The 12,326-nt window shown below is 72.4% G+C and carries 11 protein-coding genes; 3 read left to right on the plus strand and 8 right to left on the minus strand.

Annotated elements, in window-relative coordinates; genetic code table 11:
• Positions 1-3 precede the first annotated feature (3 nt).
• Entirely contained in the window at positions 4-249 is a 246-nt protein-coding gene (locus ACBR40_RS10305) for an acyl carrier protein (RefSeq protein WP_344206833.1), read from the plus strand.
• A gap of 10 nt (positions 250-259) precedes the next feature.
• Here ACBR40_RS10305 and ACBR40_RS10310 read toward each other — a convergent pair whose 3' ends face one another.
• The 7 genes from ACBR40_RS10310 to ACBR40_RS10340 form a co-directional block, all read right to left on the minus strand.
• On the minus strand, positions 260-1,264 hold the full coding sequence (locus tag ACBR40_RS10310) for an ACP S-malonyltransferase (RefSeq protein ID WP_371248498.1): 1,005 nt from the start codon (positions 1,262-1,264) through the stop codon (positions 260-262).
• A 39-nt stretch (positions 1,265-1,303) separates the two neighbouring features.
• Entirely contained in the window at positions 1,304-2,596 is a 1,293-nt protein-coding gene (locus ACBR40_RS10315) for a methylaspartate mutase (protein WP_371248499.1), read from the minus strand.
• A 7-nt stretch (positions 2,597-2,603) separates the two neighbouring features.
• Positions 2,604-3,101, minus strand: a complete 498-nt coding sequence (locus tag ACBR40_RS10320) for a cobalamin-dependent protein (RefSeq protein WP_344206830.1) — start codon at positions 3,099-3,101, stop codon at positions 2,604-2,606.
• Position 3,102: 1 nt separating this feature from the next.
• Positions 3,103-4,056, minus strand: coding sequence for a proline iminopeptidase-family hydrolase (locus tag ACBR40_RS10325; RefSeq protein WP_344206829.1), 954 nt, complete (start codon positions 4,054-4,056; stop codon positions 3,103-3,105).
• On the minus strand, positions 4,049-5,302 hold the full coding sequence (locus ACBR40_RS10330; RefSeq protein ID WP_371248500.1) for an activator-dependent family glycosyltransferase: 1,254 nt from the start codon (positions 5,300-5,302) through the stop codon (positions 4,049-4,051). Before ACBR40_RS10330 ends, ACBR40_RS10325 begins: the two co-directional genes overlap by 8 nt.
• Complete coding sequence (locus ACBR40_RS10335) at positions 5,302-6,510, minus strand: P450-derived glycosyltransferase activator (RefSeq protein WP_371248501.1); 1,209 nt, start codon at positions 6,508-6,510, stop codon at positions 5,302-5,304. The genes ACBR40_RS10330 and ACBR40_RS10335 overlap by 1 nt, the downstream gene beginning before the upstream one ends.
• Before the next feature lie 150 nt (positions 6,511-6,660).
• Positions 6,661-8,211 carry an MFS transporter gene (locus ACBR40_RS10340; RefSeq protein WP_371248502.1) on the minus strand — a complete coding sequence of 517 codons (1,551 nt, stop codon included), beginning with the start codon at positions 8,209-8,211 and terminating at the stop codon, positions 6,661-6,663.
• A 61-nt stretch (positions 8,212-8,272) separates the two neighbouring features.
• On the opposite strand from ACBR40_RS10340, the gene ACBR40_RS10345 reads away from it, so the two are divergent.
• On the plus strand, positions 8,273-8,911 hold the full coding sequence (locus tag ACBR40_RS10345) for a TetR/AcrR family transcriptional regulator (protein WP_371248503.1): 639 nt from the start codon (positions 8,273-8,275) through the stop codon (positions 8,909-8,911).
• A gap of 30 nt (positions 8,912-8,941) precedes the next feature.
• On the plus strand, positions 8,942-9,262 hold the full coding sequence (locus tag ACBR40_RS10350) for a hypothetical protein (RefSeq protein ID WP_344206824.1): 321 nt from the start codon (positions 8,942-8,944) through the stop codon (positions 9,260-9,262).
• Here ACBR40_RS10350 and ACBR40_RS10355 read toward each other — a convergent pair whose 3' ends face one another.
• A complete protein-coding gene (locus tag ACBR40_RS10355) occupies positions 9,263-12,094 on the minus strand; it encodes an AAA family ATPase (RefSeq protein ID WP_371248504.1) in 2,832 nt (943 codons plus the stop codon). It lies immediately after the preceding gene.
• Between the last annotated feature and the right edge of the window lie 232 nt (positions 12,095-12,326).

Here is a 12,326-nt window from a genome sequence, read left to right on the forward strand (position 1 = left end):
GCCATGTGGGACAAACAGTTTGAGGCGCTGCTGCGGCACCGCCTCCCCTTGCTGTCTTCCGGCGACGAACTCACCGCGGACACCAACCTCCGGGAATTCGGATTGGATTCCATGGGCGCGGTGGAACTGTTGAGCACGCTGGAAGCCGACTACGCCGTACAGTTCGACGAGGAGGCACTCGTCCTGGACACCTTCACCACCCCCGGGGCTTTGTGGGCGGCGCTCAGCGCGGCCCGTTCAGGCTCCTGAGGCCGCCGGGTCACCCCGCCGCCGAGCCACGCTCCGCACCGGACTCAGCGCCGCGCGACGAGCGGGGCTCGGCACCGCGGGCCGCGGCGACGAGCAGCGGCCGCTTCGGACCGACCGGCACCACCTCGAAGTTCCGCGCGGTGGCCGGCACCCGGCTGAACAGGGCGTCGGGCCCGGCCACGCAGACCGTCCGCACTCCCCTGGCGCGCAGCGCCTCGACCGTTCCCGGCCAGTGCATCTGGCGGACGAAGCCGTCCAGGAGCAGGTTCCGCACCTGCTCCGCGGTGGTCAGCAGCGACCCGTCGTGGTCGGAGATCACCGGCAGCCGCGGCTCGGCGAACTCCAGCTCGTCCAGGACCTCCTTCTCCGCTCGTCGCCGCAGCCCGGCGAAGGCCGGGCTGTGCATCGGCGGCCGCATCGTGTAGAGCGACAGGCCGCCGGCGGCGCGGATCCCCTTCTCCAGGCCCGGCAGGTCGTCCGCCGACAGCGTGACCATGAAGAAGTCCCTGTCCACGCGGCAGGCCACGTCAGCGACGCGGTCGCGCGCGGTCAGCTCGCCGAGCAGCTCCTCCGCCACCTCGGGTTTCACCCGGACGAACGAGTGGGTGACGAGGTTCCGGTGCTCCCGGCTGAAGTAGTCCGCCACGCACCGGGCCAGCCGGGCGGTCATCCACACCGCGTCGGCGAAGCTCAGCGAGCCCACGTAGGCGGCGGCCGCCTTGCCCCCGAAGCTCGGCCCGGTGCACAGTCCGGGGCGGGCGGGCAGCGCCTCCTGCTCCGCCCACTCGGCCAGGGCCAGGCAGGTGACCAGGAAGGCCACCTGGGCGTACTCGGAGTAGTCGCCCTCCGTCTGGCGGAACCGGTCCAGCACCTGGTAGCCGAGCGCTTCGTCGGCCTCGGCGAACAGCCGCCACGCCACCGGGACCTCGGTGGCGAACCGCTCGATGTCGGCGAACCCGGTCGGTCCCATTCCTGGAAAAACCATCGCGATCTCGTGACTCGATGCGTTGTCCACCAGGGCACGCTAACCGCGGCCGACCGGCCGGCCCCACCCCTAGTACCCCTCATCGTGATCCGGCCCGCCCCCACCATCCGCGTACGCCCGGCCGTCGTGCCTGCGCTGGATGTAGTGGAGCGCGTCCAGCAGCTCGGCCGAGCCGACGGGGCGGGAGCGGCGCCGCGCCACCAGCCCGTCGAGCGGCAGCGCCCCGACGTCCGCCCAGCGCAGCGCGCCGTCGTCGTCGATGTGGCTGCGCGCCGCACCCCTGTTGTCGGGGTGCACGCAGTAGGGGATGTCCAGGTAACCCCGCTTGAACGCGCGCAGCAGCGCCCTGCCCACGTCCTGGTGCAGCTCCAGCGTGGCCTCGACGAGCCGCCGCGCCTCGGCGTACACCTGCGAGTCGGTACGGCTCGGCGGCGGCGTCACCGGCCGCGCGGCGCGCGCGGCCGTGCCGGCCAGCTCCAGCGCGGCCACGTTCTCCTCGATCGTGGGGATGCGCCGGGACTCCGCCTCGGTCTTGACGATGAGCCGCTCCGCCCCGGTGCGCACGGCCAGCTCGGCGGCGGCGGTCAGCAGCGACGCGGCGCCGCGCGGGGTCTCCGGGTAGACCCCCATGTACGCGTAGACGACCACGTGCCAGCGCACGCCGGCGAGGAACTCCTCGGCCAGCGCGCGCAGCGCGAGCACCGCCTCGACGTCCTGCTCCGGGCTGGTCTGCTGGGCGTAGCTCAGCGAGATGTCACGCAGGCCGTGCGCCTGGAAGAAGATCCCCTCCAGGATGCTGAGCGCGACGAGCTGACCGGGAGGGCAGAGCTGGCCCAGCACGCAGCCGCCGAAGGTCTCCAGGTGCGGCTCCCTCCCCGCCGCCTGCCCCCGGGTGGCCAGCAGCTCGCAGCCGCGGGCCCAGTGGTCGACCGCCTGGCTCAGCGGGATCCGGCTGTACGGCAGGCAGTAGGAGACCGGGCCGCCCTCGGTGGCGTCCAGGCCGGCGTCCAGCAGCGCCTCGAAGATCTTGACGGGGTTGGCGGAGCCGTGCCGCACCTGCACGGGGAAGGTGGCGTCCCGCACCCCGCTCAGCAGCTCCCGGTTGACCGCGACGCCCTGGCTGACCAGGGGGTAGCCGTTGAGCGCGGCGCCGGAGGCCAGCGCCGCCGCCGCCGAGTCGAGGTCGCCCACCCGGGTGTAGCTGTCCACGGTGATCGTGCCGGCGGTGGCCGCGCGGGCGCGCTTCGTGGCGAGCAACCCGGCGCGCATGGTCGCCACGTCGCCGAACCCCATCCGGGGCTGCACCACCAGTTCGCCGCTCGCGGCGGTGTCGGTCACGAAACCGCCGAATTCCGCGGCCACCGTGGACTCAGCCGAACTGGACGGGCGTCCGCGCCGCGGCGTCGTCCGCCTTCCAGGCCACCGCGGCGGCCAGCGTCCTGAACTCCTCGATGTCCTCGGGGCCGCCGCGGTCGAAGACCCGGTCACAGCCGGCCGCGGTGAGCTCGTCGGCGAGGTCGTCCTCCCGCCGCCCGGTCACCCCGAGGCGGCCGCCCATCACGATCGGGACGCCGGCCAGCTCCGGCCGGGCCCGCAGCTTGGGAAGGACCCGCAGGCCCTCCCGGTAGCCGTGCCCGTTGACGGTGCTGAGCACGACGAGGTCGGGGCGCTGGTCCACGCACTCGGTGACCAGCAGCTCGTCCGGGACGCACGGGCCCAGGTTCACCACGTCCAGGCCCTCCTCCTCGCAGACCAGCTGCAGGAAGACCAGGTTCCAGGTGTGCGAGTCGGAGGCCACTCCGCTCACCAGGGCGCGTGGGCGGCCCGTACGGGGGCTCGGGTTCAGGTCGGGTAATACGCGGGGCATGTCAACTCCCTGTCGCGGCGTCGCTTGCGCGGGTCCCGGGTTGGGTCCCGTCAACAGTGGCGAGGTAGGCCAGCAGCACTTCACGCAACCGGTCGGGTTCCTCCAGGTGCGGAAGGTGGCTGGAGTTCTCGAGGATCTCCCAGCGGGAGTCCGGGATGAGGTCGTCGAACGGGCGGACGGTCTCGGGGGTCGCCTCGTCGTGCCGCCCGGAGATGATCAGGGTCGGCACCTCGATGGACGGCAGCAGCTTCTCGACCGACCAGTCGCGCAGCGTGCCGACGACGTGAAACTCGGTCGGCCCGTTCATCGTGTAGTAGACGGTGGGGTTGTTGTGCATCTCCATGAAGGACGCCTGATACTCCCGCGGCCACGGGTTCACCAGGCACACGTACCGGTCGAAGAAGACGCGCATGGCGTCGAAGTAGGCGCGGGTGCCGGTGGTGCCCGCGGCCTCGTGCCGGGCCAGCGTCTCCTGCACCTCGGGCGGGAGCGTGGCGCGCAGCCGTACCATCTCCGCGCGCCAGGTGGTCATGGAGGCCGGCGAGTTCGCGATGACCAGCCCGCGCAGGCCGGGCGGGCGGGCCGCGGCGTGCGTGGCGCCGAGCATGCCGCCCCAGGAGTGGCCGTAGAGCAGGTAGTCGCCGGCCACGCCGAGCCGCGTGAGCAGGTTGTCCAGCTCGTCGAGGAACAGCTGCACGGTCCAGAAGTCCGCGCCCTTGTCCGGCAGGTGGGTGGAGCCGCCGTTGCCGAGCTGGTCGTAGAGGATCACCGGGTGGCCGGCGTCGCTCAGGTCGCACAGCGGCACCAGGTAGTCGTGCGTGCTGCCGGGCCCGCCGTGCAGCACCACCAGGGGCGGGCGCCCGCCGGACAGGTCGCCGCTCACCCGGTACCAGGTGCGGTACTCCCCGAACGGCACGGTGCCCTTCGCGGTCGGCCGCCGGCTCGGCTCAGGCACCGCGGTGCTCCGCGACCAGGCGCTCCAGCCGGGGTACGAGCTCCGCCGGGGTGGGCTCCGCGAGCATCTCCTTACGCAGCCGGTCGGCGGCGGCCCTCGGGCCGGGGTCGTGCACCAGCGACGCCACCGCGTCCCTGAAGCCGTCGGCGTCGAGCTTCGGCGGCGGGATGTAGATGCCGGCGCCCTGGTCGGCCAGCCGCTTGGCCTTCACCGGGGTGTCCCAGGTGTTCGCGACCATCAGCTGGGGCACCCCGTTGAGCAGCGCGGCACTGAACGTGCCGGCCCCTCCGTGGTGCACCACGGCCGCGCAGGTCGGCATCAGCAGGTTCATCGGTACGAAGTCGACGATGCGTACGTTGTCCGGCACCTCGCCCAGGCGGGCGCGCTGCCCGGCGTCGAGCGTGGCCACCACCTCGACGTCCAGCTCGGCCACCGCGCTCACCAGCTCGGCCGGGCCGAGCGCCCAGTCGTGCAGGAAGTCGCCGCCGGTCCCGCCCAGCGTGAAACAGACGCGGGGGCGGGTGGGCGGCTCGGCCAGCCAGTCCGGCATCACCGAGCGGCCGTTGTACGGCAGCGTCCGCATGCCCACCACCGGCACCCCGACCGGCAGCCGCAGGCTGGCCGGCATCGTGGTGTCGATCGTGAGCCGCCCGGTGGTCACCTCCTCGGTGTACGGGCGGGAGAAGCGCGCCAGGGTCAGCGTCAGCCACTCGGCCACCGGGTCCTCCCAGTGCGCCTTCGGCTGCCGGGCCCGCAGATCCAGGAGGGCACGGCGGGCGCTGCCCAGCACGTCGAGGCCCCACAGCGCCCGGACGTGCACCGCCCCGCACGCCTCGGCCGCGATCGCGCCGGCCAGCGTGAACGGCTCCCAGATCACCAGGTCGGGCTGCCAGCTCCGGGCGAAGGCGACCAGCTCGTCCACCATCTCCGTGTTGTTGGTGGCGGCCAGCAGCAGCGGCGCGATCACCAGGTCGAAGTCCAGAGCCTGCTCCCAGGTGACCGGCTCGTCGCGGTCCTCGTGCACCTGGGGCGGGCCCATCGCCGCGGCCGGCCGCTCCCGCACCTCCTCCAGCTCAGGATCGGTGCCGACCGGGACCGCGGTCAGCCCGGAGGCGGTGATCGCGTCGGTCAGCGAGGGCTGGCTGGCCACCCGGACCTCGTGTCCGGCGGCGGCCAGCGCCCAGCCGAGCGGCACCAGGCAGTTGTAGTGCGAGGCGAGGGCGAACGAGGTCAGCAGGACACGCATCAGGACTCTCCAAGCCCGAGCACGGGCAGCTCGACGGGGCCGCGCACCACGGGAGCGCGCCGCCGGTACACCGGCGGGCCGGACGGCCGCAGGTTCGGCCGCGCCTCGGCGAGAATCCGCAGCGCCACCTCGGCCTGCGTACGCGCCGCCGGGGCGACCGGGAGGTGGTGGAGCCCGCCGGCGAAGGTGAGCGGCTCCGGCTCGGCCCGCCGGTCGAGGCGGAAGCGGCCGGGCTCCGGGTGCCGGGTCTCGTCCCGGCCGGCGGCCGCGGTGATCATCACCAGGTGACCGCCCGCCGGGAGTTCCGCCCCGGCCAGTTCGACGGGGGCGGCGGCCACCCGGATCTCCGCCTGCACCGGCGGGTCGTAGCGCAGCGTCTCCGCGACGGCCGCCTCAGCCAGGTCGGGATCGCGGCTCAGTGCCGCCCATCCTCCGGGCTCGGCCAGCAGCGCGTGGACCGCGTTGCCCACCAGGTGCGCGGTGGCCGGGACGGCGGCGACGGACAGCAGCACCCGCACGGCCCGGTCGGAACCTTCCGCCCCTGCCGCGCCGAACAGCTCGTCGAGCCCGGCCACGGCGTCCTCGATCCGGCGGACCAGGGCCAGCGGCTGGGCGGCGAGCAGGGAGTCCTGCAGCGCCTCCGCGTCCGCGCAGAGCTCCGCGTACCGCGGCAGCGCCTCGGCGGGGACCCCGAGCAGCGCACCGGTGGCGGCGGTCGCCACCGGCCAGGCGTAGCCGGCCATGAGGTCGGCCACGAGATCGCCGCCGGCGAGCCGGTCGAGGCGGGCCAGGCACTCCCGCTCGACGGTCTTGCGGTGGGCGGCCAGCGCCTCCGGGTCGACCAGGGGCTGCCAGTGGGGGCGCAGCCGCGTGTGCTCGTCGGCCTCGGCGCCGGGCGTGCCGTACCCGTAGAAGGGCAGCGGCTGCTCGGGGGCCGGCGAGCCGTCCGGGCCGGACATCCGCCACCGCGGGTCCGCCAGGACCTCGGCGATCACCCCGGGGTCCGCGGTCACCCAGCTGCCTGTCGTGCTGCGGTGGATCGGGCCGCGCTCGCGGATCGCCGCGTAGAGCGGGTAGGGATCGTCGGCGCCGCGCAGGACCAGGGCGTAAGGGTCGCCCATGCTGCCCAGGACCCGCTGCATGGCGCGGGCGTTGAGCAGGCGCAGTCCCAAGTCGTAGTCGGCTGCCGGGTTGGCGCCTTCGGGCATGGTGCCTCCACCTAGCCGGCGATCGTATGGACGATCGCCACGGTAGAGGCGGACATTCCCCCTAGATCAACCCCTAATGGACCTCGCCCCGGCCCGGCGAACCACGTATGGGGCCGGGGCGTCCGGCGGAGCAGCCCGCGTACCTGCGCCTCAGTGCGCTTCGGACGGCTCCTCGTCCGCGTGCTTGATGTCGGCGCGGCGCAGCGCGAACAGCGCGACGGCGGCCAGCGCCAGCATGAGCGCCGCGGTCAGGTAGAGCGGCACCTGCATGCCGAGGGTGAACGCGGAGCGGGCCGCGTCGGCGAGCTGGGCGCCGACCTGCCCGGGCAGGTCGGCGGCGACCGCGAGCGCCGCCGACAGGGTTTCGGACGCCGCCGCGCTCTCCGTCTCCGGCACCCCCTGCGGCATCGTGTCCAGCAGCGTACGGCTGTAGACGACGGTGCTGATCAGCCCCATGAGCGCGATGCCCATCGCGGTCCCCAGCTCCAGACTGGTCTCCGAGAGCGCGGAGGCCCGCGCCGACCGTTCCTGCGGCACGCTGCCGAGCACGATGTCCACCGCCACCGTGGCCACGATCCCGGTGCCCGCGCCCACCAGGATCATCCCCGGCACCAGCACCGCCAGCCCGGAGTCCACCTGGACCTGCGACATGACCAGCAGGCCGACGGCCATGAGCAGGGGGCCGGCCGCGAAGATCAGACCGGGCCTGGCCCGCTGCGCGAGGTAGCCGGCGACCACCGCGGCGACGATCACCCCGACCCCGGCGGGCATCTGCCACAGCGCCGCGGGCAGCGGGCTCAGCATCAGCACCTGCTGCAGGTACGGCGAGGCGAGGAAGGTGCCGCCGGTGAGGGCGAACATGACCAGCGCGTACCCTCCCACCGCGGTCGCGAAGACCGGCCGCCTGAAGAGGTCGATGTCGATCATCGGGTCGGCCCGCCGGCGCTGCTGGTACATCAGCGCCACGCCGAAGGCGATGCCCGCGAGGAGCGTGACGATCGACGGGACCGACGGCCCCTCCAGGGCCAGCTGCTTCAGCCCGTAGATCAGCGGCAGCATCGCGGCCAGCGACAGCACCACGCCGAGCAGGTCGAAGCGGCCCTTCTTGCTGGGGTCCTTGGACTCCGGCAGCAGCATCGGCCCGGCGACCAGCAGCAGCAGCATGAACGGCACGTTGAGCAGGAAGACGGAGCCCCACCAGAAGTACTCCAGCAGGAAGCCGCCCAGCGGCGGCCCCAGCACCACGCCTCCCGACGAGCCGGCGGTCCAGATGCCCACCGCCATCTTGCGTTGCGCGGGGTCCTGGAACAGGGTCCGGATGAGCGCCAGCGTGGACGGCATGAGGGTGGCGGCGCCGACGCCCAGCAGCGCCCGCGCGGCGATCAGCAGGTCGGGCGAGGAGGCGTACGCCGCGGCGGCCGAGCCGATGCCGAAGAGCACCGCGCCGCCCAGCAGCACCCGCCGCCGGCCGATCCTGTCGCCCAGCGCGCCCATCGGTATCAGCAGCCCGGCCAGCACGAACGTGTAGATGTCCATGATCCACAGCAGTTCGGACGCACCGGGCCTGAGCCCTTCGGTGATCCAGGGAACCGCGAGGAACAAGATGGTGATCGAGTTGGACAGCAAGATCACGGGAAGGGTGAGTACGACGAGACCGAGCCATTCGCGACGGCCCGCGATGGGGGGATTCATCTGCGTCATGCCCAGAATCATACAAGCGTACAGAACGGACGTATGAATAAACCGTGCTATGATCGACATCATGGGACATCGAGAGCAGCTCCTTGAGGGCGCGAAGCGATGCATCGTGGAGCGGGGTTACGCACACACCACCGCCCGGCACATCAGCGCCGCCTCAGGGGCCAACCTCGCCTCCATCGGCTACCACTTCGGCTCCAAGGAGGCACTCCTTCGCGAAGCCCTCATCGAGATGGTCCAGGACTGGACCGACCTGTGGCAGATCACCGTCCACAACGACGCGGCCGACCCGCTGGCGGGCTTCGAGAGGACCTGGCAGCAGATCGTCGACAGCTTCCAGCACAACCGCCCGCTGCTGGCCGCCAACTTCGAGGCGCTCACCATCGCCGAGCACGCGCCGGACCTGCGGGAGAGGCTCGGCATCGCGCTCGCGTCAGCCGCCGCCCCCGAAGGACTGGCCAAGCTGCTCGGCGCGGACGAATCGCTCGACGAGGAGTCCGCACGCGCGGTGGGCCGGCTCTACCTCACCCTGCTCCAAGGGCTGATGGCGCAATGGCTGATCAATCCCGGACTGGTGTCCGTGACCGACCTGACCGACGGGCTGCGGGTGCTGCTCCGCCAGCCCCCGATCCATCGGCGCGGGAGCGATCCGCACCCCGTACACGAGGCAATCGGCACCGCATCCATGGCGAACAACAGTTGAGTTGATATTTGGGGGACTCCTGTGTTCCAAATGCTCCTTTCGTCGGTCACTGCGCCATCCACCCTCGTCGACAACACCGATATCCCGGACCACTGGACCGGCCGCGACCTGCTGACCTCGGTCATCCTCTGGTACGGGCTGGACCCGGTGCTGGCCGCGCAGCGCGCGGAAGAGCTCCTCGGCCCCTGGGACCTGGCCGAGGCAGAGATCACCCCGGTGCGCGAATACTCACCGGACATGATCAGGAAGATCAGCCTGCTGGTCACCCTTCTGCCGGAGCCGCAGCCGCTGGCGTTCGACACGCTGCTGAGCGACGCCGGCCACTCCTCGAAGTCCTGGATGAGCGTGTGATCAGCGCTCCATTCCGCCGACCGCCCGCCTCGGCTGACCCGTGCCGCGGCCCGTCATGCGGGACACGTCCGTCTCGCCCAGCCCCGTGCCCAGGGACAGCTCGGTCGGCAGGTCGGCGCGCCGCTTCACGTTGAGCTTGCGGTAGACCCGGGTGAGGTGCTGCTCGACCGTGCTGACCGTGATGAACAGGCGCTCACTGATCTCCCTGTTGGTGTAGCCGAACGCGGCCAGCGCGGCGACGCGGCGCTCGGCGTCGCTGAGCGCCGCCGACTCGCCCAGGTCCCCGCCGCCGTCCTCCTCGCGCGGCTGCAGCCGCGCGGACAGCGGGCCGGCCTCGCACGCCTTGGCGATCTGCTTGGCCCGCCTGGCCATCAGCCGCGCCCGGGTGATGTCGCCGAGCTCCTGGTAGGCGTAGCTCAGATCCGCGTATGCCCAGCCGAGCTCCAGCAGGTCGCCCGAGCGTTGCAGCAGGGTCATGGCCTCCTGCAGCCTCGCCGGCCGCTGCCGCAGCTCGGTGACCGACGCCAGCAGCCGCAACGCCCGGCCGTGCACCCGCGGGTGCGTGCCGCCGGGTATGGACAACTGCTCCGTGATCTTCTGCCGCGCCTCCTCGACCGCGCCGATCTGCAGGTACGTACGGGCGATCGCGCACCGCCAGTCCGCGAGCGCGGGGATGTCGAGGTCCCATTCGCGCAGCAGCTCACCGCACTCGTGGAAGTCGCTCAACGCCGCCCGCGGGCGGTTCGTGGCGAGGTAGTAGTCGCCTCTGGCCTGCAGGAAGAGCGGCCACAGCGTGGTCCGCGCCATGTCGGCGGGAACCCCTCGCTTGATGATCTCCCCCGCCTCGTCCAGGTCACCCATGGCGACGGCGGCCCGCAGCAGCACCATCAGCGGCAACCCGAGGACCACCCCCCAGCTCGTCCGCGACATCGCGCCCAGGGCCTGCCGCGCGTACCGCCGGGCCTCGCCCAGCTCGCCGTGCTGGACCGCCAGCCACGACCGGATCGCGGCGAGGGCGGCCGTCCACCGGGGAAGCCCGCGCGCCGCCCCCTCCGTGCCGAGCGACTCGCACCACCGCACCGCCTCCTGGTAACGGCCCGTGTGGCTGAGGGCGAGCAGCGCGACGAAGACCGCCTCCGGCTCCGCCTCGGTCAGGTTGCAGCTCTCCAGCAGCTCCTGGGCGGCGCCGACGATGTCCTCCTCGGCCTTGCCCAGCAGCAGGTTGCTCAGCGAGAACTCCCGGCCGGCCGGGCCGGCCTCGCCCGCCGGCCCGTCGGTCTCGCCCTCGACGAACATGGTCGGGAAGATCAGCCGTACCCACTCCCGGGTGAAGCAGAGCCGGGAGTGCTCCCTGGACGGGGTGTCGCACGGGGACGCCGTCCAGTCGTAGACGACGGCCGCCCGGCGGGTCCACCCGTGCCACAGCAGATAGCGGCTGAGGGCGCGGGCGTCGGCGGTGGCGAGCTGGCCGCGTCCGTACGCGTCCTCCAGCGGGGCGAGGAAGCGCAGCGCCCCGGCGGGCCGATGGGCCCAGTTCGCCTGGGCCAGCTCGGTCAGCATCGCCGCCTTCGCGCCTTCGTCGTCGCTGATGAGCCTGGCCAGCTCCAGGCAGCTGATCGCCCGGTCCTGGTCGTCCTGCACGAGCGCCACCTGGGCGGCCTCGCGCAGCACCGCCACCATCCACGGCTCCGCCTCGGCCGGCGCGGCCGGGCTGGAGGCCAGCAGGTGGTCGGCGATGTCCCCCGGCTCGGCGCCGAGCTGGTACATGATCCGCGCCGCCCGCATGTACATGACGGACTGCCGGTCCGGGCTCAGATCCCGGAGTACGGCCTTGCGCATCGTCGGGTGCCGGAACTGGCAGCCCCGCAGCAGCCCCGCCCCGTCGAGGGCCTCCAGGGCGGGGAGCACGTAGGCGGGCTTCACGCCGAGCAGCTGCGCCACCGAGCCGGTGCTGGCCGAGCGCCCGAGCAGGGCGACGCCGCGGGCCGCGTCCAGGATCCGCGGGTCCCATCGGTGCAGGCAGGACAGGACCGCCTGGTGGAGATGGCGGCCGACGCCCGGCTGGGAGCCCTCCGGCGACCAGCCGCCCTGCGCCACGTCCCAGTAGTCCTGGACCATGGCGTGCAGGAGGAGGGGGTTCCCGCCGCTCAGCCGGTGGTACTCCGGGGCCAGCCGGACCGCGGGCTCGGCGCCCACCGTGTCGCGGAGCAGCTCCTCCACCCCCGCCGGCGACAATCCGGCGACCCGCGTCTGCACGCAGTTGGGCCGCCCGGTGAGCTCGGCGCTGAACAGGGAGTCCACCGCCCGGCGCTGCGCCAGCGAGGTCACGGCCAGCAGCAGCGGCGCGTTCGCCATGCGCCGCTGGATGTAGAGCAGGGCCTGCAGGCTCGGGCCGTCCGCGTTGTGCACGTCGTCGACGGACAGCAGGATCGGCTGTCGTTTGGTGAGCTCCACGAGGACCCCGCACAGCCGCGCCGCGACGTTCGTGAGGTTCTTGCCGAGCATCACCGGGTCGGGCACCCCGGAGATCCCGTTGATCGGCTCCGGAGCGAGCGTCTGCTCCACCTCGTCGGCCAGCTCCGGGGGTAACTCGGCAGAACGGAACAGCTGTCCCAGGGTCCCCAAAGGAAACATTCGTTCCGCACGCGACCCGGCACTTTTCATCAGAAGGAACCCGGCCGCACCGGCCTCATTGGCGCAGGCCTGCAGTAACGCACTCTTACCCATGGCGCCGAAACCGGTCATCACCATGACTCCCCCGGTCCCGCCCACCGCCTTCTCCATAAGGTCACGGAAGTTTGCCAGTGCCTCTGCACGTTCGATGAGCTGCATGGCCCATGCCTCCAGCCAGCCACCCTAGTCGTCGTTCTCGATGAGTTACTTTCTTTTTCAACCGAATTTCAGCGTTCCCTCGGCCTTCTCGGCCCGAGAGAAGGGATTGCGGGGCAGGGTGACACGCGGAGGACAGGTGAATATTCGGCCGTCCGGATTTCGACGTCGGGATGCATGATTCTGGTGCGTGGCCTTACCGTCGCGGACGGTGCATGACGGCCGGGGCGGGCCT

The organism is Nonomuraea sp. AD125B (assembly GCF_041402765.1).
Taxonomy (GTDB): Bacteria; Actinomycetota; Actinomycetes; order Streptosporangiales; family Streptosporangiaceae; genus Nonomuraea; species Nonomuraea bangladeshensis.